General features: G+C 52.6%; 22 protein-coding genes and 2 pseudogenes. 16 read left to right on the forward strand and 8 right to left on the reverse strand.

Annotated elements, in window-relative coordinates; translation table 11 throughout:
* Positions 1-52: 52 nt before the first annotated feature.
* A complete protein-coding gene (locus FDW96_RS00395) occupies positions 53-1,675 on the forward strand; it encodes an isovaleryl-CoA dehydrogenase (RefSeq protein WP_061382731.1) in 1,623 nt (540 codons plus the stop codon).
* Between the two features lie 87 nt (positions 1,676-1,762).
* Here the strand turns inward: FDW96_RS00395 and yjfN are convergent, their stop codons facing one another.
* Both yjfN and bsmA read right to left on the reverse strand, forming a co-directional pair.
* Positions 1,763-2,038 carry a DUF1471 family protease activator YjfN gene (gene yjfN / locus FDW96_RS00400; RefSeq protein WP_077223936.1) on the reverse strand — a complete coding sequence of 92 codons (276 nt, stop codon included), beginning with the start codon at positions 2,036-2,038 and terminating at the stop codon, positions 1,763-1,765.
* A gap of 147 nt (positions 2,039-2,185) precedes the next feature.
* Positions 2,186-2,515, reverse strand: coding sequence for a biofilm peroxide resistance protein BsmA (gene bsmA / locus FDW96_RS00405; protein WP_038636544.1), 330 nt, complete (start codon positions 2,513-2,515; stop codon positions 2,186-2,188).
* Between the two features lie 181 nt (positions 2,516-2,696).
* On the opposite strand from bsmA, the gene yjfP reads away from it, so the two are divergent.
* Positions 2,697-3,446, forward strand: a complete 750-nt coding sequence (gene yjfP, locus FDW96_RS00410) for an esterase (protein ID WP_137365035.1) — start codon at positions 2,697-2,699, stop codon at positions 3,444-3,446.
* On the opposite strand, the gene ulaR is transcribed toward yjfP, so the two are convergent.
* On the reverse strand, positions 3,443-4,198 hold the full coding sequence (gene ulaR / locus FDW96_RS00415; protein ID WP_042312798.1) for an HTH-type transcriptional regulator UlaR: 756 nt from the start codon (positions 4,196-4,198) through the stop codon (positions 3,443-3,445). The two genes, yjfP and ulaR, sit on opposite strands and share 4 nt — an antisense overlap.
* A gap of 108 nt (positions 4,199-4,306) precedes the next feature.
* Entirely contained in the window at positions 4,307-5,371 is a 1,065-nt protein-coding gene (gene ulaG / locus FDW96_RS00420) for an L-ascorbate 6-phosphate lactonase (protein ID WP_038636551.1), read from the reverse strand.
* A gap of 366 nt (positions 5,372-5,737) precedes the next feature.
* Here ulaG and ulaA point away from each other — a divergent pair, with 366 nt between their 5' ends.
* The 6 genes from ulaA to FDW96_RS00450 are packed head-to-tail and all read left to right on the forward strand — an operon-like array spanning position 5,738 to position 10,148.
* Positions 5,738-7,135: a PTS ascorbate transporter subunit IIC gene (ulaA, locus tag FDW96_RS00425; RefSeq protein WP_040232971.1), complete on the forward strand. Its 1,398-nt coding sequence runs from the start codon at positions 5,738-5,740 to the stop codon at positions 7,133-7,135.
* Positions 7,136-7,150: 15 nt separating this feature from the next.
* Positions 7,151-7,456 carry a PTS ascorbate transporter subunit IIB gene (ulaB, locus tag FDW96_RS00430; RefSeq protein WP_001577590.1) on the forward strand — a complete coding sequence of 102 codons (306 nt, stop codon included), beginning with the start codon at positions 7,151-7,153 and terminating at the stop codon, positions 7,454-7,456.
* An 11-nt stretch (positions 7,457-7,467) separates the two neighbouring features.
* Positions 7,468-7,935 carry a PTS ascorbate transporter subunit IIA gene (gene ulaC / locus FDW96_RS00435; RefSeq protein ID WP_006686330.1) on the forward strand — a complete coding sequence of 156 codons (468 nt, stop codon included), beginning with the start codon at positions 7,468-7,470 and terminating at the stop codon, positions 7,933-7,935.
* Between the two features lie 12 nt (positions 7,936-7,947).
* Positions 7,948-8,598, forward strand: coding sequence for a 3-keto-L-gulonate-6-phosphate decarboxylase UlaD (ulaD, locus tag FDW96_RS00440; protein ID WP_042312790.1), 651 nt, complete (start codon positions 7,948-7,950; stop codon positions 8,596-8,598).
* 9 nt (positions 8,599-8,607) lie between these two features.
* Positions 8,608-9,462, forward strand: a complete 855-nt coding sequence (locus FDW96_RS00445; protein ID WP_137365036.1) for an L-ribulose-5-phosphate 3-epimerase — start codon at positions 8,608-8,610, stop codon at positions 9,460-9,462.
* A complete protein-coding gene (locus tag FDW96_RS00450; protein ID WP_137365037.1) occupies positions 9,462-10,148 on the forward strand; it encodes an L-ribulose-5-phosphate 4-epimerase in 687 nt (228 codons plus the stop codon). The genes FDW96_RS00445 and FDW96_RS00450 overlap by 1 nt, the downstream gene beginning before the upstream one ends.
* A 62-nt stretch (positions 10,149-10,210) precedes the next feature.
* On the opposite strand, the gene FDW96_RS00455 is transcribed toward FDW96_RS00450, so the two are convergent.
* Both FDW96_RS00455 and yjfY read right to left on the reverse strand, forming a co-directional pair.
* Positions 10,211-11,404: an MFS transporter gene (locus FDW96_RS00455; RefSeq protein ID WP_137365038.1), complete on the reverse strand. Its 1,194-nt coding sequence runs from the start codon at positions 11,402-11,404 to the stop codon at positions 10,211-10,213.
* 170 nt (positions 11,405-11,574) lie between these two features.
* The gene (yjfY, locus tag FDW96_RS00460; RefSeq protein WP_003025668.1) at positions 11,575-11,850 is read right to left on the reverse strand and encodes a DUF1471 family protein YjfY; all 276 of its coding nucleotides are present in this window, start codon (positions 11,848-11,850) and stop codon (positions 11,575-11,577) included.
* A gap of 298 nt (positions 11,851-12,148) precedes the next feature.
* Here yjfY and FDW96_RS00465 point away from each other — a divergent pair, with 298 nt between their 5' ends.
* The 6 genes from FDW96_RS00465 to FDW96_RS00490 all read left to right on the forward strand — a co-directional run bounded on the left by FDW96_RS00465 (position 12,149) and on the right by FDW96_RS00490 (position 15,576).
* Positions 12,149-12,913: a TSUP family transporter gene (locus FDW96_RS00465; protein ID WP_137365039.1), complete on the forward strand. Its 765-nt coding sequence runs from the start codon at positions 12,149-12,151 to the stop codon at positions 12,911-12,913.
* Positions 12,914-13,071: 158 nt separating this feature from the next.
* A complete protein-coding gene (rpsF, locus tag FDW96_RS00470) occupies positions 13,072-13,467 on the forward strand; it encodes a 30S ribosomal protein S6 (RefSeq protein ID WP_003025672.1) in 396 nt (131 codons plus the stop codon).
* A gap of 6 nt (positions 13,468-13,473) precedes the next feature.
* On the forward strand, positions 13,474-13,788 hold the full coding sequence (gene priB / locus FDW96_RS00475; protein WP_006686338.1) for a primosomal replication protein N: 315 nt from the start codon (positions 13,474-13,476) through the stop codon (positions 13,786-13,788).
* Positions 13,789-13,792: 4 nt separating this feature from the next.
* Positions 13,793-14,020 carry a 30S ribosomal protein S18 gene (gene rpsR, locus FDW96_RS00480; RefSeq protein ID WP_000135199.1) on the forward strand — a complete coding sequence of 76 codons (228 nt, stop codon included), beginning with the start codon at positions 13,793-13,795 and terminating at the stop codon, positions 14,018-14,020.
* A 41-nt stretch (positions 14,021-14,061) separates the two neighbouring features.
* The gene (gene rplI, locus FDW96_RS00485; RefSeq protein WP_003025676.1) at positions 14,062-14,511 is read left to right on the forward strand and encodes a 50S ribosomal protein L9; all 450 of its coding nucleotides are present in this window, start codon (positions 14,062-14,064) and stop codon (positions 14,509-14,511) included.
* Positions 14,512-14,652: 141 nt separating this feature from the next.
* A complete protein-coding gene (locus FDW96_RS00490; protein WP_042312780.1) occupies positions 14,653-15,576 on the forward strand; it encodes a DMT family transporter in 924 nt (307 codons plus the stop codon).
* A gap of 47 nt (positions 15,577-15,623) precedes the next feature.
* Here the strand turns inward: FDW96_RS00490 and FDW96_RS00495 are convergent, their stop codons facing one another.
* A complete protein-coding gene (locus FDW96_RS00495) occupies positions 15,624-16,268 on the reverse strand; it encodes an OapA family protein (protein WP_079225627.1) in 645 nt (214 codons plus the stop codon).
* A gap of 219 nt (positions 16,269-16,487) precedes the next feature.
* On the opposite strand from FDW96_RS00495, the gene fklB reads away from it, so the two are divergent.
* Both fklB and cycA read left to right on the forward strand, forming a co-directional pair.
* Positions 16,488-17,108 carry an FKBP-type peptidyl-prolyl cis-trans isomerase gene (gene fklB, locus FDW96_RS00500; protein ID WP_038642968.1) on the forward strand — a complete coding sequence of 207 codons (621 nt, stop codon included), beginning with the start codon at positions 16,488-16,490 and terminating at the stop codon, positions 17,106-17,108.
* A 308-nt stretch (positions 17,109-17,416) separates the two neighbouring features.
* A pseudogene (cycA, locus tag FDW96_RS00505) lies at positions 17,417-18,781 on the forward strand (D-serine/D-alanine/glycine transporter); the annotation flags it as partial.
* Here the strand turns inward: cycA and ytfE are convergent.
* Positions 18,781-19,359, reverse strand: a pseudogene (gene ytfE / locus FDW96_RS00510) (iron-sulfur cluster repair protein YtfE); the annotation flags it as partial. The pseudogenes cycA and ytfE sit on opposite strands and share 1 nt — an antisense overlap.
* Positions 19,360-19,469 lie beyond the last annotated feature (110 nt).

A 19,469-nucleotide genomic window follows, 5' to 3' on the forward strand; every position in this document is an offset into this window, starting at 1 on the left:
CACGCAGCAGCGACCATACTTAATGGCGCAGCCGTTGAAGGAGGGAGACACAATGCACTGGCAAACGCATACCGTTTTTAACCAACCTGTACCGCTCAATAACAGTAACTTATATCTGTCCGACGGCGCCCTGTGTGAAGCGGTTATCCGCGAAGGCGCGGGCTGGGACAGCGATCTGTTGGCGAGTATTGGCCAGCAGCTAGGCACCGCGGAATCGCTTGAACTGGGCCGTCTGGCCAATGCTTTTCCACCCGAACTTTTGCGTTACGACCCGCAGGGGCAGCGACTGGACGATGTGCGTTTCCATCCTGCCTGGCATTTGCTGATGCAGGGACTGTGCGCTAACCGTGTACATAACCTTGCCTGGGAAGACGAAGCGCGGCAGGGAACATTTGTTGCCCGTGCGGCGCGTTTCATGCTGCATGCGCAGGTGGAAGCAGGCACTTTGTGTCCGGTGACCATGACCTTTGCCGCCACGCCGCTGTTACTGCAGATGCTACCTTCACAATTTCACGACTGGTTTACGCCGCTGCTAAGCGACCGCTATGACTCGCATTTACTGCCGGGTGGGCAAAAGCGTGGGCTGCTGATTGGCATGGGAATGACCGAGAAACAGGGTGGCTCAGATGTGCTGAGCAATACTACTCAGGCGGAACGCCTCGCAGACGGCTCGTATCGGTTGGTGGGACATAAGTGGTTTTTCTCCGTGCCGCAAAGTGATGCTCATTTGGTGCTGGCGCAGGCAAAGGGAGGATTATCCTGCTTTTTTGTACCGCGATTTTTACCCGATGGGCGGCGTAATGCCATCCGTCTTGAACGGCTTAAAGATAAGTTAGGCAACCGCTCCAACGCCAGCTGCGAGGTTGAATTCCACGATGCGATTGGCTGGCTGCTGGGTGATGAAGGGGAAGGTATACGCCATATCCTGAAAATGGGCGGGATGACGCGTTTTGATTGTGCGCTCGGCAGCCATAGCATGATGCGACGTGCCTTTTCCGTGGCGATTTATCATGCGCACCAACGACAGGTATTTGGCAAGCCATTGATTGAACAGCCGATGATGCGTCAGGTCTTAAGCCGAATGGCGCTACAGCTGGAAGGTCAGACCGCGTTACTGTTTCGACTGGCGAGGGCCTGGGACCGCCGCGCTGAGGCCAAAGAAGCGCTGTGGGCTCGGTTGTTCACGCCAGCGGCGAAATATTCTGTCTGCAAAAGTGGGATGCCGTTTGTCGCTGAGGCGATGGAAGTATTGGGTGGGATTGGCTACTGCGAGGAGAGTGAGCTGCCACGTCTGTACCGTGAGATGCCGGTAAACAGTATTTGGGAAGGCTCCGGCAACATTATGTGCCTTGATGTATTGCGGGTGCTGACAAAACAACCCGGTATCTACGATATGCTCAGCGAAGCCTTTGCAGAGGTCAAAGGGCAGGATCGTCATTACGATCGGATGGTTCGTCAATTGCAGCAACACCTGCGTAAACCCAGTGAAGAATTGGGCCGGGAGATTACGCAGCAGCTTTTCCTGCTCGGTTGCGGGGCGCAAATGTTGCGCTATGCCTCTCCGCCAGTGGCGCAGGCCTGGTGTCAGATGATGTTGGATACGCGTGGTGGACGACGATTGTCTGAACAGGTACAGAATGATCTGCTGCTACGGGCAACGGGAGGATTACGGTAATAATATGCCTGATGGCGACGCTGGCGCGTCTTATCATAATGCCTGGGTTAAAACAGGCCGGATAAGTTTACCCCATCCGGCAATCTGTTACGCATAGAGTATGGCCTGGACGCGCCAGTTATCGGGGTGCTGATCTTCATACATTTGAATGATCCGATACCATGAGGCGCCTTGTTCATCCGCTTTTAACGCAACGACGCGTTCTACATCCTGCGGATTTCCTGCAATGTTACTGACGGATATCAGCCCTATTTCGTTCAGGCCGGTAACACAGTCAGCACTGGCGAACTCGGCAGACTGCGCCGTAGTACCTACCAGTCCGGTAGAAAGCAGCAGTGAGGATAAGGCTAGTGATTGTTTCATCGTCAGCTCCATTATTCGTACCCCTACACACGGCAGGGCATTCCATCGCGATAATAAACCTCAAGCTTCCTGCTGTTGGTTTATTGTGCACAGGTAAACGCATAGGGGCGCAAAGCAATGTAAAGCTGACTAAATTTCAAGCCAATGTTATTTACGATACAAAATCGCTTGTGAATACCATTGGCCTGTCACAATGGTCTCATCGACTAATAAGACCACATAATAATCAGCTTTTGCCGCGACGGCTTTGTCGCGGATTTCAGCCAGCGCATCATCCGGTGAGCCTCTTACCAGCGCGCTGACCGTCCCTATTCGCTGTAACCCATTACTCTGGTTACGGCGAATCTCCTGCGGGTGGTCGGCAACGGGCGGTGCGGGTTGCGGCGTTCCCTGTAGCACGCTACAGGCGCTTAAAAATAAAACCAGCAACAAAGAGGCAAACCGACGCATAACTCTATCTCGTTTCCTGATAGCCATAGTGTAGTGCCTTATTAATTTCCCTTTAGGGGAATGTTCCCGAATTGTTATCTCTCACGCGATTTTCGAATGAAAATGTTGCGAAAGCGTAACCCAGTTCTCAACATTATGAATCATTGTCGAACACATTCGCTTGCGTTAAGTATTGCTGCATGGCATACCAGAAAGAAAGAGGCGACAAATGATCGAAATTGAAACACGACAGTTGGCGGGTATCCCTGTTCTGTACGCCGTTCCGGCTGGCAAACGCGACTGTTCACTCCCCTGTATTATTTTTTATCACGGATTTACATCTTCCAGCCTGGTCTACAGCTATTTTGCCGTTGCTCTGGTTCAGGCCGGATTCCGGGTAGTGATGCCAGATGCGCCAGACCATGGTGCCCGCTTCAAGGGTGACGCACAGGGGCGGATATACCGCTTTTGGCACATATTGCAGCAAAACATGCAGGAGTTTTCGACGTTACGTGCGGCGCTGGTGGCAGAAAATTGGTTGTCAGATGAACGGCTTGCCGTAGGCGGGGCGTCAATGGGGGGAATGACGGCCCTGGGCATTATGGCCCGCTATCCCGAGGTTAAATGTGTAGCCAGCCTGATGGGTTCGGGCTACTTTACCCGGCTTGCGCAGACGCTTTTTCCGCCTTTATTGGTCCAGACGCCAGAACAGCAGGCTGAGTTTGATGCCCTCATCGCGCCGCTGGCCGAATGGGAAGTGACGCACCAGTTGCCACGCCTGGCCGACAGGCCGTTGCTGCTATGGCACGGGCAGGAAGATGATGTGGTACCGGCCGTTGAAACCTTCCGCTTACAGCAGGCGCTGATTCAGGCCGGTCTGGACAATAATTTGACCTGCCTGTGGGAAGCAGGCGTACGCCACCGCATTACGCCAGAAGCGCTGGCTGCGACGGTGACGTTTTTCCGCCAGCACCTTTAAACGCGCATAATGCTCACGCCCTGAGCTTCGAGCTGTTGCAGGATCTCAGGGTTCGCATTTTTGCCGGTAATCAGCATATCGATTTGATCGGCGCGGCTGAACAGCATCCCGGCGCGTTCACCGACCTTACTGCTATCGACCAACACCACCAGTTTGCCCACCACGTTAAGCATCTTCTGCTCCGCCATCGCGGTCAGCATATCGGTTTTATACAGTCCATCTGCGGTCAACCCTTTGCCGCTGGTGAACATCCAGTGCCCGGCATACAGGCTATTTTCACTACCTTGCGGGCTAAGCGTGATGGATTGGCTTTTGTTGTATTGCCCTCCCATGATGATCACGCTCTCATGCTCCTGGTCGATCAAATAGTTCGCCAGCGGCAGATAATTAGTGATGATCTGCACTGGCTTGCCGCACATTTCACGTCCGAGCAGGAAGGCGGTCGAGCCGCAGTTGATCACCACGCTTTCACCCGCATTCACCAGTTGGGATGCGGCCTTGGCAATACGAACTTTTTCATCGTGGTTCTGTGCCTGGTGCAGATTCATTGGCGTCCAGCGCGGGCGCTGCTGAGTGATGGCTTCTGCGCCGTTACGAACTTTCTTGAGTTTGCCGCTTTCGTCGAGTTTGTTGATATCCCGGCGGGCTGTGGCGGGGGAAATTCCCAGGCGCTCAATTACGTTCTCAACGGTAACAAAGCCCAACTGCGCCAGCATATCCAGCAATATTTGATGTCTTTGTGCTTCAGTCATGAGCTATTCCGATACAAATTGATTTGAAAAGATGATATTTGAAATAGCCTGGAAATACTAAAGTAAATGGGGAAAAAATGCCGGGTTATGCCCGGCATTTGGTGTGAATCACAAGAAGGATTTAAACGGTAGATCCGGTTCAATTGTGAAACAGTCATCAAAGCCGCGTGGATAGTGATATTCAAAGTTATCTTTATCCAGCGGCCAGGTGAATTTGCCACCTACCTGCCAGATGAATGGCTTAAAGCCATACTTCAGCCGATCTTTTTTCATCTCCCACAGCACGCGAATCTCCTGAGGATCGGCCTGGAAATTTGACCAGATGTCATGATGGAAGGGGATGACGACTTTTGTATTCAACGCTTCGGCCATACGCAGCATGTCGGAGCTGGTCATCTTGTCGGTAATGCCACGCGGGTTTTCGCCATAGGATCCGAGCGCGACGTCGATCTGATGCTCATTGCCGTGTTTTGCATAATAGTTGGAGTAGTGTGAGTCGCCGCTGTGATACAGCGTGCCGCCCGGTGTTTTGAACAGATAGTTAACGGCGCGCGCGTCCATACCGTCCGGCAGCACGCCCGCCGCTTTCTGATCGGCGGGAAGAGTAATCAACGCGGTACGATCAAACGCATCAAGCGCGTGAATTTCAATATCTTTCACTTTAACCACATCGCCGGGTTTTACCACGATGCAGCGATCTTTCGGCACACCCCAGCCGACCCACAGATCCACACAGGTTTGTGGTCCAATAAACGGCACGTCGTCCGCGCAGTTCTGCATGACCGCAGCCGCGACATTTACGTCGATGTGATCGTTATGATCGTGCGTAGCCAGCACCGCATCGATCTGACGAATGGCAAACGGATCAAGCACAAACGGCGTGGTACGCAGGTTTGGCTGCAGTTTCTTCACGCCCGCCATGCGTTGCATCTGGTGACCGGTTTTCATCAGCGGATTACCGTGACTTTGTTTACCTGTTCCGCACCAGAAATCGACGCAGACGTTAGTCCCGCCTTCCGACTTTAGCCAAATTCCGGTACAGCCAAGCCACCACATAGCAAAGGTGCCAGGTGCGACCTGTTCCTGTTCGATCTCTTCATTCAGCCAGCTTCCCCACTCCGGGAATGTGCTCAGAATCCATGATTCGCGCGTGATGCTTTTTACTTTACTCATCGCATTTACCTTCATGTTGGTTCAAGTTGAATCAAATTATGATTTGTTTTGATTGATACTGACATCAATTTATCAAGAAGGCAATGCGTGGATTTTTCTGATTCCGTCGTAAAGCGTCTATAACTCACAACGTAACGGGATGCTTTGCAGGAATCTATTTCTGTATTTTATTGTTTTTATGAGTTTTATTTTTTGCTCTATGAATGCTCAATAAAACCCTGTCTCGGGTAAGAGATTTATTTGCGTACTCCATCACATTTAATCAAATTCAATCTTGTTGTGATTACTTTTGAAAATTAGAGTGGAGGCACAACATCCTGAGCATCTGTAATGAATGTTCAGCAACTTCGTCTACTGGAGATCGTTATGGAGATCCTCTACAACATCTTTACCGTCTTTTTTAATCAGGTCATGACCAACGCGCCGTTGCTGTTGGGTATTGTGACCTGCCTCGGCTACATCCTGTTGCGCAAAAGCGTCAGCGTTATTATCAAAGGCACGATCAAAACGATTATCGGTTTTATGCTGCTGCAGGCGGGATCGGGCATTCTGACCAGCACGTTTAAACCGGTAGTGGCGAAGATGTCCGAGGTTTACGGTATCAATGGTGCGATTTCCGATACCTATGCCTCCATGATGGCAACCATCGAACGAATGGGGGATGCCTACAGTTGGGTAGGGTATGCCGTATTGTTGGCGCTGGCGCTGAACATTTGTTACGTACTGCTACGGCGTATTACCGGCATTCGCACCATCATGCTCACCGGGCACATCATGTTCCAGCAGGCGGGCTTGATTGCGGTCTCTTTCTATATCTTCGGCTATTCCATGTGGACAACCATTATTTGCACGGCGGTGCTGGTGTCGCTCTACTGGGGGATTACCTCCAATATGATGTACAAGCCGACGCAGGAAGTGACCGACGGCTGCGGTTTTTCCATCGGCCACCAGCAGCAGTTCGCTTCATGGATTGCCTACAAGGTCGCGCCTTATCTGGGTAAAAAAGAGGAGAGCGTAGAAGATCTCAAACTGCCTGGCTGGCTGAATATCTTCCATGACAACATCGTTTCGACCGCGATTGTCATGACCATTTTCTTCGGGGCGATCCTGCTCTCTTTCGGCATTGATGTGGTTCAGGCGATGGCAGGGAAAACGCACTGGACGGTGTACATCCTGCAGACCGGTTTTTCGTTTGCCGTCGCGATCTTCATCATCACCCAGGGCGTACGTATGTTCGTCGCCGAACTTTCAGAAGCGTTCAACGGTATCTCGCAGCGTCTGATTCCCGGTGCGGTATTGGCGATTGACTGTGCGGCGATATACAGCTTTGCTCCCAACGCGGTGGTGTGGGGCTTCATGTGGGGCACCATCGGCCAACTGATTGCAGTCGGCATCCTCGTGGGCTGCGGCTCTTCCATCCTGATAATCCCCGGCTTTATCCCGATGTTTTTCTCTAATGCCACTATCGGCGTGTTTGCTAATCACTTTGGCGGCTGGCGCGCGGCGCTCAAGATTTGTCTGGTGATGGGGATGATTGAAATCTTTGGCTGCGTCTGGGCGGTAAAGCTCACCGGTATGAGCGCCTGGATGGGGATGGCGGACTGGTCAATTCTGGCGCCGCCGATGATGCAGGGCTTTGCCTCCATCGGCATCGTGTTTATGGCCGTCATTATTCTGATTGCACTGGCTTATATGTTTTTCGCAGGACGCACGTTGCGCGCTGAGGAAGACGCAGAAAAACAACTGGCAGAACACTCTGCTTAATAAGGAGTTCCGATTATGACCGTACGTATTCTGGCTGTGTGTGGCAATGGGCAGGGCAGTTCCATGATCATGAAGATGAAAGTGGACCAGTTTTTAACCCAGTCAAATATTGACCATACCGTGAACAGCTGCGCAGTGGGTGAGTACAAAAGTGAACTGAACGGCGCGGATATCATCATCGCCTCTACCCATATTGCCGGTGAAATTACCGTAACCGGCAATAAATATGTTGTTGGCGTACGCAACATGCTGTCGCCCGCCGATTTTGGCCCAAAACTGCTGGAAGTGATCAAAGCGCATTTCCCTCAGGACGTGAAGTAAGGACACGGCATATGAAATTACGTGATTCGCTGGCAGATAATAATTCCATCCTTTTGCAAGCCGAAGCCAGTACCTGGCAGGAAGCGGTAAAGCTGGGCGTCGATTTGCTGGTTAAGGCAGACGTGGTTGAACCGCGCTACTACCAGGCCATTCTTGATGGGGTAGAACAGTTCGGTCCGTACTTTGTGATTGCCCCAGGACTGGCGATGCCGCACGGTCGCCCGGAAGAAGGTGTGAAGAAGACCGGCTTTGCGCTGGTGACGCTGAAAACCCCGCTGGTGTTTAACCACGAAGATAACGACCCGGTGGACATTCTGATCACGATGGCGGCGGTCGACGCCAACACGCATCAGGAAGTTGGCATCATGCAGATCGTGAATCTGTTTGACGATGAAGCCAATTTCGACCGTTTACGTGCCTGCCGCACCGCGCAGGAAGTGCTGGATTTAATTGATAACGCCACTGCGGCGGCTGTTTAAAAGGATACCGAAATGCCATTACCTATGTTGCAGGTTGCGCTGGATAACCAATCAATGTCTTCTGCGTATGAAACGACGCGTCTGATCGCCGAAGAGGTCGATATTATTGAGGTGGGCACCATTCTTTGTGTTGCCGAGGGCGTACGTGCCGTACGTGACCTGAAGGCGCTTTACCCACATAAAATTGTGCTGGCGGACGCCAAAATCGCCGATGCGGGTAAAATCCTCTCCCGCATGTGTTTCGAAGCTAACGCTGATTGGGTCACTGTCATCTGCTGTGCGGATATCAATACCACCAAAGGTGCGCTCGAGGTGGCGAAAGAATTTAACGGCGACGTACAGATTGAACTGACCGGTTACTGGACCTGGGAACAGGCTCAGGAGTGGCGTGATGCGGGTATCGGGCAGGTTGTCTATCATCGCAGTCGTGATGCGCAGGCCGCAGGTGTGGCGTGGGGAGAGGCGGATATCAGTGCCATCAAACGCCTGTCTGATATGGGCTTTAAAGTCACCGTAACCGGCGGCCTGGCGCTGGAGGATCTGCCGCTGTTCCAGGGGATCCCGATTCACGTGTTTATAGCTGGTCGCAGTATTCGTGATGCCGCTTCTCCGGTTGAGGCAGCGCGTCAGTTCAAACGTTCCATCGCCCAGTTGTGGGGCTAAGGAGCGACTATGTTGTCGAAACAGGTCCCGCTCGGTATTTATGAAAAAGCGCTCCCCGGAGGGGAGTGCTGGCTGGATCGCTTGCGGCTGGCGAAAGAGTTAGGTTTTGACTTTGTCGAAATGTCGGTTGATGAAACCGACGCCCGCCTTGCGCGCCTTGACTGGAGCCGCGAGCAGCGTCTGGCGCTGGTGACCGCCATCGCCGAAACGGGAGTACGCGTCCCTTCTATGTGCCTGAGCGCTCACCGCCGTTTCCCGCTAGGGAGCGAAGATGATGCGGTGCGCGATCAGGGACTGGCGATCATGCGGAAAGCCATTCAGTTTGCGCAGGATATTGGTATTCGCGTGATTCAACTGGCGGGTTATGACGTCTATTACCAGCAGGCCAATAACGAAACGCGTCGTCGATTTCGCGAGGGGCTAAAAGAGAGCGTTGAGATGGCGAGTCGCGCGCAGGTGACGCTGGCGATGGAAATCATGGATTATCCGTTGATGAATTCGATCAGTAAGGCGCTGGGTTATGCCCACTATCTCAATAATCCGTGGTTCCAGCTGTATCCCGATATTGGCAATTTGTCAGCGTGGGATAACGACGTACAGATGGAGCTACAGGCTGGAATAGGCCATATCGTGGCTGTCCACGTGAAGGACACCAAACCCGGCGTGTTCAAAAATGTGCCGTTTGGTGAAGGCGTTGTCGATTTTGAACGTTGTTTTACGACGCTCAAACAGAGTGGGTATTGCGGGCCATACCTGATTGAGATGTGGAGTGAAACGACGGACGATCCGGCGCATGAGGTGGCGAAGGCGCGCGATTGGGTGAAAGCGCGGATGGCCAGCGCAGGTCTGGTGGAGGCGGTGTAATGCAAAAACTTAAACAGCAGGTTTTTGAAGCCAACATGGATCTGCCGCGTTATGGGCTGGTGACGTTTACCTGGGGTAACGTCAGCGCCATCGACCGCGAACGGGGGCTGGTGGTGATTAAGCCCAGCGGCGTCGACTATCAAACGATGCAGGTTGACGACATGGTGATCGTGGATTTGGATGGCAATGTGGTGGAAGGACGCTATCGTCCTTCTTCCGACACCGCCACTCATCTGGCGCTGTATCATCGCTATTCCTCTCTCGGCGGCGTGGTGCACACCCACTCAACCCACGCGACGGCGTGGGCGCAGGCAGGGCGGGCAATTCCGGCACTCGGCACGACGCATGCGGATTACTTCTTTGGTGATATCCCCTGCACGAGGGCATTAACTGAAGCAGAGGTTCAGGGCGAGTATGAGCTGAATACCGGCAAGGTGATTATCGAAACGCTGGGGAACGTGGAGCCTCTCCATACGCCCGGCGTAGTGGTGTATCAGCATGGCCCGTTTGTCTGGGGTAAAGATGCTCACGACGCGGTACACAACGCTGTGGTGATGGAAGAGGTCGCGAAAATGGCATGGATTGCGCGTGGCATTAATCCGGCTCTTAGCCCCATCGACAGTTATCTGATGAATAAACACTTCATGCGTAAGCACGGCCCAAACGCCTACTACGGGCAGAAGTAACGTCTTTGCCCCGGACAACGTGCATCTACGGATGTGCGTCACCGATCTGTTCGGGGCAATCTTCAGCGTTGCTGGTAAGCCGCTGGTGTAAATCGCATTCCTGCTAAAACTATCGCACAAATGACAGCACCAGCGTAAAACGTCGAGGCTGCGCCCATCGTTTCCCACAGAATGCCCGCGCCGGTACTGGCTAACAGTAGGGCGATGCCACTGATCAGATTAAACATACCGAAGGCTGTACCGCGTAGCTCTGCTGGCGCGGTATGCGCAATCATGGCAGCCAGCAACCCTTGCGTCATGCCCATATGAATCCCCCACAGTCCCACGCCTATCAGTAACGTGCTCCAGTGGTGACTCAGCGCCAGAGTGATATCCGCCGCGATCAGGACCAGCAGGCCCGCCTGTAACATGCGGGTGTGGTTCATGCTGTCAGACATTTTACCAAAAGGATAAGCCGACAGACTGTAGACCAGATTCATGGCGACCATCACCAGCGGAATGGCAAACAGCGGAATATCCATTTGATATGCGCGCAACACGAGAAACGCTTCGCTAAAGCGGGCGAGCGTGAAGAGCGCGCCCAGTCCCACGACCCACCAGTAGGCTGCGCTCAGCTTTTGCAGGTTTTCCCGTCGTAACGGGTTGGTGCGTTTATCAGTGACGGGGGTTTTCGGTTCACTCAGGCCAAACCATAGTAGGGCAATAGAGAGCACTCCAGGGATGACGGCAACCCAGAAGATAGTGTGAAAATCGTTGTTCCATAGCAGCATTAGCCCGACGGCGAGCAGGGGGCCCAGAAATGCGCCAACGGTATCCAAAGACTGGCGCAGGCCATAGGCGGCACCGCGGATCTCGGACGGGGTGACATCCGCGACTAACGCATCCCTGGGAGCGCCGCGAATACCTTTACCCACACGATCAATCATGCGAGCGCTGAGTACCATGCCTGATGAGCCAGCCATCGCGAACAGGGGCTTACTCAGTGCCCCCAAACCATAACCGAGCATCGCCAGACCTTTGCGCTTTCCCAGATAATCACTGAGGACGCCGGAAAAAACCTTAATGATCAGCGCAGTGGCTTCAGCTAATCCTTCAATCAGGCCAATGATAATGACGCTGGCTCCCAGCGTGGTTGCCATAAACAACGGCAGCAGGCTATGGATCATTTCGGAGGAGACATCCATGAGCAGACTCACGCCGCCCAGCACCCAAACGCCTTTTGGTATGCGATTCAGCGTCGCATAGCGTGCAAACATGGTTTCGCTCCAGAGAATCAGTTCGGTAATGCTTTATTTAATCAGTAAATGATGACCAGGATAAGATACAAAGAAAAATAATTCTCATTTACCTGATGCGCAAAAAAAAGCCCCCGGTGAAGGGGGCAAGTCAAACTGTGGCAATGTTCTCGTTGGTTATTTGCGGGTAGCTAGCGATAAATGTCTGCACTGGCGTGCATATTTCCGTTACTACCGGGCTCCCTGGTGAGGATCACGTGGTAGTATGTTGCGCCTTGCGCATCGGTCTCTTCATTCAGGGCCTGAGTGGCTTCACTTTCAGTGGCGAAGTTATGATTTATGTAAATAACGCCTAAGCTCTGCACATCATCCATATTCCTGGCCTGATGATTGTCAATTTTGATGGCTGCCGTTGCATTTGCACTGAGCAAAAGCACAGCCAGAAGGGTCAAAACACGGGCTCGCATATGTACCTCCTCGACTGCGGTCTCTGGTTGCCTCTCTCCTGTGAGTGATGAGCTTCTGATGTAATTTTAACCGCTACCGGCGCAGGCGTTAGCGACCATTTCTGATGCAGTTGTTCAAAAAATTACCGCATGCCCACCTTTTCTTTTATTTACAGGTAACTGATAGATACCGCTGCGTTAAAAAATACCTGTCTTTCGCGCACAAGCTCTTACCAAATAGTCAATTTAAACGGATGGATACCCTGTTTATAGTGAGCCGTATAATTAATATAACTTTATGATAATAAGGCAAAAACTTATGGGTACTTCATTCATGGATTTCAGCTACTTCGTGATTATGTTTATGGTCGCGCTGGTGGCTGGCTTTATTAACGTGGTGTCGGGCGGCGGCGGGTTTCTCTCTATTGGCGCACTGTTAATTTCTGGTTTACCCCCGGCGAACGCGCTGGCAACCAATAAAATTCAGGCGCTGGGCAGTTCGCTGACCTCCGGTATTTACTTTTTACGCCGGGGACATATCAATGTGCAGGAGCACAAGTACGTCTTCCTGTCTGCTTTTATCGGCTCAGCGTTAGGCACGACGCTCATTCAGTTCATTGAACCGGAAGTGTTGAAAAAACTGCTTCCGGTACTGATTATCGCCGTCGCCATCTACTTTATTTCTGCTCCCAACCTCAGCGAACCGAAGAGAAAGCAGCAGGTATCCCTGTTTTTCTTTTCCCTGATCTGCGGCGGCTGCATAGGCTTTTATGATGGATTTCTTGGCGCTGGTGCTGGCTCCTTTTATACGCTCTGCTATATCCTGTTGTGGGGATACAGCATCGATAAGGCGCAAATTCACTCGAATTTTATTAACCTTGCGTCGAACATCGCCTCGATTTTGTTCTTCATTTTCGGCGGCAAAATGATCTGGTCGCTGGGACTGGTGATGTTTGCCGGGCAGTCCCTCGGCGCGCGCCTTGGCGCAACGGTGGTACTGACGCGCGGGAAGAAAGTTATCCGGCCGATGATTGTCATTGTCTCTATTTGCATCAGCGTCAAGATGCTGCTGGATATGTATTAATCGCGGCATGGTAAATAATCGTACAAGCACCTTGAGTTTACCGGCTGACCCCAGTATTATGACGCGTCATTTTTCAGCCGACCTTTAACACGTTCCTTGCCTCCATGGGCCTCGGCTGACCCAGACAGGAGGCTGAATAATCCGTAAGGAGCAATTCGATGCGTCATTACGAAATCGTTTTTATGGTCCATCCTGACCAGAGCGAACAGGTTCCGGGTATGATCGAACGCTACACTGCTGCCATCACTGGTGCAGAAGGCACGATCCACCGTCTGGAAGACTGGGGCCGCCGTCAGCTGGCTTACCCGATCAACAAACTGCACAAAGCTCACTACGTTCTGATGAACGTTGAAGCGCCGCAGGAAGTGATCGATGAGCTGGAAACTACCTTCCGCTTCAACGATGCCGTTATCCGCAGCATGGTTATGCGTACTAAACACGCTGTTACCGAAGCATCTCCGATGGTTAAAGCGAAAGACGAGCGCCGTGAGCGTCGCGATGATTTCGCAAACGAAACCGCAGATGATGCTGAAGCTGGGGATTCTGAAGAGTAATTTCTGATGACCAACCGTCTGGCGTTGTCCGGCACCGTGTGCAGGGCCCCCCTTCGAAAGGTCAGTCCATCAGGAATTCCTCATTGCCAGTTCGTGCTTGAGCATCGTTCTGTGCAGGAGGAAGCCGGGTTTCACCGGCAGGCGTGGTGCCAAATGCCCGTTATTGTTAGCGGACACGAAAACCAGGCCATTACTCACAGTATAACGGTCGGTAGCGCAGTAACCGTTCAGGGGTTCATCTCTTGCCATAAGGCAAAGAACGGCCTGAGCAAAATGGTTCTGCATGCCGAGCAGATTGAATTGATAGATTCTGGAGACTAGCCATATGGCACGTTATTTCCGTCGTCGCAAGTTCTGCCGTTTCACCGCGGAAGGCGTTCAAGAGATCGACTATAAAGATATCGCTACGCTGAAAAACTACATCACCGAAAGCGGTAAGATTGTCCCAAGCCGTATCACCGGTACCCGTGCAAAATACCAGCGTCAGCTGGCTCGCGCTATCAAACGCGCTCGCTACCTGTCCCTGCTGCCGTACACTGATCGTCATCAGTAATCGGTCACGGTCCATTAATACGACTTTGAGAGGATAAGGTAATGCAAGTTATTCTGCTTGATAAAGTAGCAAACCTGGGTAGCCTGGGTGATCAGGTTAACGTTAAAGCGGGCTATGCTCGTAACTTCCTGGTACCACAGGGTAAAGCTGTTCCTGCTACCAAGAAAAACGTTGAATTTTTCGAAGCGCGTCGCGCTGAGCTGGAAGCTAAACTGGCTGACGTACTGTCCGCTGCTGAAGCTCGTGCTGAGAAAATCAACGCACTGGAAACCGTAACCATCGCGTCTAAAGCAGGCGACGAAGGTAAACTGTTCGGTTCCATCGGTACTCGCGACATCGCTGACGCTGTAACTGCAGCTGGCGTTGAAGTAGCTAAGAGCGAAGTTCGTCTGCCGAACGGCGTTCTGCGTACCACTGGCGAGCACGAAGTGAGCTTCCAGGTTCACAGCGAAGTGTTTGCTAAGCTGACTGTAAACGTAGTTGCAGAATAAGTTTTTATTCTGATAACCGCGTAAAAGCGCCGGCCCTGTGCCGGCGTTTTGCTTTTCTGTTCCCCGCTTTTCTCTCTGGCTATTCTTTGTCCTTTTCGGGATAATTACAAAAATAAAACATTATTTCAAAGTGGTGATGGAATGGAACCAACGCACCAACCTCTGTTTGCGCGTAAAAATGTTGTCTATCTGAGCGCGGCGTTCTGCTGCTTGCTGTGGGGAAGCGCCTATCCGGCGATCAAAAGCGGATATGAAATCTTCCAGATTGCCACGGATGACATCCCCTCGAAAATTGTCTTTGCCGGCTATCGCTTTCTGTTTGCGGGATTATTGCTGCTCCTGCTGGCGATGGCGCAACGTAAACCGATTGGCCGGTTAAGCCCGCGTCAATATGGTCAGCTCACGCTGTTGGGGCTGACGCAGACTTCGCTGCAATATATTTTCTTTTATATTGGCCTGGCGTTCACCACGGGGGTGAAAGGGTCCATCATGAACGCGACAGGCACGTTCTTCAGCGTGCTGCTGGCGCATTTTATCTATCAGAACGATAAACTCAGTTACAACAAGGCGCTGGGTTGTATCCTGGGCTTTCTCGGCGTGATGGTGGTGAACTTTAACAGCGGGCTGGATTTTAGCTTCAGCCTGTTAGGGGACGGCTCGGTAGTGATGGCAGCCTTTATTCTCTCCGCCGCTACGTTATACGGCAAACGCATTTCTCAAACGGTGGACCCGACGGTAATGACGGGGTATCAGCTGGGCGGTGGCGGTCTGGCGCTGGTGATCGGCGGTTACGCTTTTGGTGGTACGCTGACCGTACACGGCGCGTCTTCGTTGGCGATTCTGGGCTACCTGACGTTGCTCTCTTCGGTGGCATTTGCCTTGTGGAGTATCTTGCTCAAGCACAACCGCGTGGGGATGATTGCGCCGTTTAACTTCCTGATCCCGGTGTCGGGGGCGGTGCTGTCGGCGATTTTCCTCGGCGAAAATATTCTCGAATGGAAATATGCAGTAGCGTTGGTGCTGGTCTGTTCGGGGATCTGGTGGGTGAACAAGGTGAAACGCTAACGCTTCACCTTGCTGCCTGATGGCACTGCGCTTATCAGGTGTGCTGGCTATCGGGCGCGAATAAAACTGCCGTTAGGCTGGCGGGTAAACAGGACCTGCTGGCCATTACCCGTATCGATGGTTAACCCTGTCACTACGCCACTGGCATTCTGCCTGATCTGCACCATCTGTCCGTCTTTCAAATTGCTCAGCGGTTTTCCGGCACCTTCTACCTGCGCCATGGCGTACACATCGGTTGGCGGGAGATTATGGTCACGGAATACCTGGGCCAGCGTTTTACCCGAATCTACGCGGTAGGAACGCCACTGCTGGTCAATCCCGCTATCCGGCTGAAGAGGTTGTGTCTGAGATTGCTGGGCCTGCGGCTGTGCGTCTGGTTCCCCTTCCTGGATGGGTTCCGGCGCAACCGGCGCGACCTGGCCAGGATCGTTTTGCGGGGCGACCAGCTGTGCCTGCAACTGAGCCTCTGTCGGCGGCTGTGACTGCGACTGCAAATCCAACTGGGCAGTACGCGTGACCACTGGCGCATCGCTGGTGTCGCTGGAAGGGAGCAGGAAACCGATCACCAGCACGATAGCAGCAGCAATAATGCCGCGGCGGTGCATCGGCGGCAGCGGGTCCATAATGCGAAAATTGTCCGGTGCATGCCAGATTTTCGCCAGGGTTGGTTTTAATTCAAAGCGCCCGGGCATGGCTTTCCTCCTGCTCCGCGTCTCGTTCCTCAGTCATAGAGTATAGATCGCTAACTCTATGATACTTGTTCGGGTACCCGCTTTCGTGACATTCATGCGGACAATAGTCATTGTTTCTTTTTCCTCGCGATTTGTCATCAGTTCCCGAGACAAAGTTTTACCGGATGCGGCATGGCTGATATGCTGCCCGCTACTTTACATCCGATGAAAGGAAATATGATGGCTACCCCGACTTTTGACACTATCGAAGCGCAAGCAAGCTACGGCATTGGTTTGCAGGTAGGACAGCAGCTGAGCGAATCCGGACTGGAAGGGCTGTTGCCTGAAGCGCTGGTAGCGGGTATCGCTGACGCGCTGGAAGGCAAGCATCCGGCAGTGCCTGTTGATGTTGTGCATCGCGCACTGCGTGAAATCCATGAACGTGCAGATGCAGTTCGTCGCGAGCGTTTCCAGGCTATGGCCGCTGATGGCGTTAAATATCTGGAAGAAAACCGTGAGAAAGAGGGTGTGAACAGCACTGAATCCGGTTTGCAGTTCCGTGTTCTGACCCAAGGCGAAGGTGCTATCCCGGCACGCACTGACCGTGTTCGCGTGCACTATACCGGTAAACTGATCGACGGTACCGTGTTTGACAGCTCTGTCGCACGTGGCGAACCGGCTGAATTCCCGGTTAACGGCGTAATTCCAGGCTGGATTGAAGCGCTGACTCTGATGCCGGTGGGTTCCAAATGGGAACTGACTATTCCTCAGGAACTGGCTTACGGCGAGCGTGGCGCTGGCGCGTCCATTCCTCCGTTCAGCACGCTGGTATTCGACGTTGAACTGCTTGAGATTCTGTAAGCAGTGACTTCTGTTCCCCCCGAGGCCGGGGGGAGCAAAGAAATAGCGTGAAAAGCTATAGTTACGCTGTTGTCGATATTTTATATTGCAAATGCTTCACCAGCGTGTATTTTTGTGAGCTGATTCGCGCTATCAGAGTGATATGACACTCACTTTAAACATTAAATTAACATTATATCTAAATCTTAGTATTCATCCCGCCAATTCTTACCTAATATCGATGAGTCCTGATAACAGGATCGTCGTATCATAGACACATTAAAGGCCGTAGAGCCTGAACAACACAGACAGGTACAGGAAGAAAAAACATGGTAGATCAGGTAAAAGTCGAAGCCGCAGAAGAGGCTTCGTCTGAACAGTCGCTACGGCGCAATCTCACAAACCGTCATATTCAACTTATTGCCATTGGCGGCGCTATCGGTACCGGCCTGTTTATGGGTTCCGGTAAAACCATTAGTCTCGCCGGACCGTCGATCATCTTTGTGTATATGATCATCGGTTTTATGCTGTTTTTCGTGATGCGCGCAATGGGAGAGTTGTTGCTCTCGAATCTGGAGTACAAATCCTTTAGTGATTTTGCCTCCGACCTGCTCGGGCCATGGGCCGGGTATTTTACCGGTTGGACTTACTGGTTCTGTTGGGTTGTTACCGGGATGGCAGACGTTGTCGCCATTACCGCGTATGCGCAATTCTGGTTCCCCGAACTCTCAGACTGGGTCGCCTCGCTGGCGGTGATCGTGCTACTGCTGAGCCTTAACCTCGCCACGGTAAAAATGTTCGGTGAGATGGAGTTCTGGTTCGCGATGATCAAAATTGTTGCCATTATCGGTCTGATTGTCGTTGGCCTGGTGATGGTACTGACGCACTTTCAGTCGCCAACCGGCGTTCAGGCATCGTTCACGCATCTGTGGAATGACGGTGGCTGGTTCCCGAAAGGGCTGAGCGGCTTCTTTGCCGGCTTCCAGATTGCGGTGTTCGCGTTTGTGGGCATTGAACTGGTGGGGACAACCGCTGCGGAAACCAAAGATCCGGAGAAATCTCTGCCGCGCGCCATTAACTCGATCCCGATCCGTATCATCATGTTCTACGTTTTCGCGCTGATTGTGATTATGTCCGTCACGCCGTGGAGCTCGGTGGTGCCATCCAAGAGCCCATTCGTTGAACTGTTTGTCCTGGTCGGTCTGCCCGCGGCGGCGAGCCTGATCAACTTTGTGGTGCTAACTTCTGCGGCCTCTTCTGCAAACAGCGGCGTGTTCTCTACCAGCCGCATGCTGTTTGGTCTGGCTCAGGAAGGCGTGGCGCCTAAAGCGTTTGCCAAGCTGTCTAAACGCGCGGTTCCGGCGAAAGGTTTAACCTTCTCCTGCATCTGCCTGTTGGGCGGCGTGGTGATGCTGTATGTGAATCCGAGCGTGATTGGCGCGTTCACCATGATCACCACCGTGTCGGCGATTTTGTTCATGTTCGTCTGGACCATCATTCTTTGCTCGTACCTGGTGTACCGTAAGCAGCGTCCGCACCTGCATGAAAAATCAATCTACAAGATGCCGCTCGGTAAGCTGATGTGCTGGGTATGTATGGCGTTCTTTGTTTTCGTACTGGTACTGCTGACGCTGGAAGAAGATACCCGCCAGGCGCTGATCGTGACGCCGCTGTGGTTCATCGCGCTGGGTCTGCCGTTATACATGGCTTTCCAGGTGGTGCAGGCTTCTGGCGGCGGCGTCACGTTGTGGGTGATGTGTTTGATCACTTCGACCAGTTCACCGGCATCGTCATGCTCGCTTTCCATCACGCTGATTGGTCCCATCGCCTGGCTACCCATGCCCTGTTTAATCATCGGGAACAGGATCTGCTCTTCCTTCATCATGTGGCTGGACAGCTCTTCATGCAGCATGCTCAGGTTCTTCGCCAGACCGCGCGGTACGTTCGGTTTGTCTGCGTGAACGCGTTCAACTTTCGTGGCCTGCAGGATCAGTTCCGGCAGCTGTTCGCGATGTCTGTCGTGATAACGCACGATGATATGGTCGATGATTTCAGCCAGCGCCACGGTACGCCAGTCTTTCTCCAGCGGCTGTTCAGCCAGCTGCGCGAGCTGCGCCTCAATAACGTCTAAATCCAGCTCTTTACGCGCGGCAGCGCGTGCCAGCGTTTGCTTACCGCCGCAGCAGTAATCCATATCGTATTTACGAAACAGGGCCGAAGCGCGAGGAATAGAGAGCGCCAGTTCACCTAAAGGTTGATCGCGATAAGACATTGCCGTTACCTCATTCTCAATAATATAAGATGCATTTTAAATGCATCTTATAAGGAAGGCTATAACCCTTTCGGGGTGGGGTGTTTTGTGATGAGCGTCACGAAAATTTC

The sequence above is a fragment of the Citrobacter sp. TBCS-15 genome, from assembly GCF_005280815.1.
GTDB lineage: Bacteria > Pseudomonadota > Gammaproteobacteria > Enterobacterales > Enterobacteriaceae > Citrobacter > Citrobacter werkmanii.

Coding starts and splice junctions, on each gene's coding strand:
- ulaA (WP_040232971.1), top strand. CDS start 5,738: ATGGAGATCCTCTACAACATCTTTACCGTCTTTTTTAATCAGGTCATG.
- FDW96_RS00465 (WP_137365039.1), top strand. CDS start 12,149: ATGGGTACTTCATTCATGGATTTCAGCTACTTCGTGATTATGTTTATG.
- yjfP (WP_137365035.1), top strand. CDS start 2,697: ATGATCGAAATTGAAACACGACAGTTGGCGGGTATCCCTGTTCTGTAC.
- ulaB (WP_001577590.1), top strand. CDS start 7,151: ATGACCGTACGTATTCTGGCTGTGTGTGGCAATGGGCAGGGCAGTTCC.
- FDW96_RS00455 (WP_137365038.1), bottom strand. CDS start 11,404: ATGTTTGCACGCTATGCGACGCTGAATCGCATACCAAAAGGCGTTTGG.
- FDW96_RS00395 (WP_061382731.1), top strand. CDS start 53: ATGCACTGGCAAACGCATACCGTTTTTAACCAACCTGTACCGCTCAAT.
- rpsR (WP_000135199.1), top strand. CDS start 13,793: ATGGCACGTTATTTCCGTCGTCGCAAGTTCTGCCGTTTCACCGCGGAA.
- ulaR (WP_042312798.1), bottom strand. CDS start 4,198: ATGACTGAAGCACAAAGACATCAAATATTGCTGGATATGCTGGCGCAG.
- rplI (WP_003025676.1), top strand. CDS start 14,062: ATGCAAGTTATTCTGCTTGATAAAGTAGCAAACCTGGGTAGCCTGGGT.
- yjfN (WP_077223936.1), bottom strand. CDS start 2,038: ATGAAACAATCACTAGCCTTATCCTCACTGCTGCTTTCTACCGGACTG.
- rpsF (WP_003025672.1), top strand. CDS start 13,072: ATGCGTCATTACGAAATCGTTTTTATGGTCCATCCTGACCAGAGCGAA.
- FDW96_RS00450 (WP_137365037.1), top strand. CDS start 9,462: ATGCAAAAACTTAAACAGCAGGTTTTTGAAGCCAACATGGATCTGCCG.
- yjfY (WP_003025668.1), bottom strand. CDS start 11,850: ATGCGAGCCCGTGTTTTGACCCTTCTGGCTGTGCTTTTGCTCAGTGCA.
- FDW96_RS00490 (WP_042312780.1), top strand. CDS start 14,653: ATGGAACCAACGCACCAACCTCTGTTTGCGCGTAAAAATGTTGTCTAT.
- FDW96_RS00445 (WP_137365036.1), top strand. CDS start 8,608: ATGTTGTCGAAACAGGTCCCGCTCGGTATTTATGAAAAAGCGCTCCCC.
- ulaC (WP_006686330.1), top strand. CDS start 7,468: ATGAAATTACGTGATTCGCTGGCAGATAATAATTCCATCCTTTTGCAA.
- ulaD (WP_042312790.1), top strand. CDS start 7,948: ATGCCATTACCTATGTTGCAGGTTGCGCTGGATAACCAATCAATGTCT.
- FDW96_RS00495 (WP_079225627.1), bottom strand. CDS start 16,268: ATGCCCGGGCGCTTTGAATTAAAACCAACCCTGGCGAAAATCTGGCAT.
- priB (WP_006686338.1), top strand. CDS start 13,474: ATGACCAACCGTCTGGCGTTGTCCGGCACCGTGTGCAGGGCCCCCCTT.
- bsmA (WP_038636544.1), bottom strand. CDS start 2,515: ATGGCTATCAGGAAACGAGATAGAGTTATGCGTCGGTTTGCCTCTTTG.
- fklB (WP_038642968.1), top strand. CDS start 16,488: ATGGCTACCCCGACTTTTGACACTATCGAAGCGCAAGCAAGCTACGGC.
- ulaG (WP_038636551.1), bottom strand. CDS start 5,371: ATGAGTAAAGTAAAAAGCATCACGCGCGAATCATGGATTCTGAGCACA.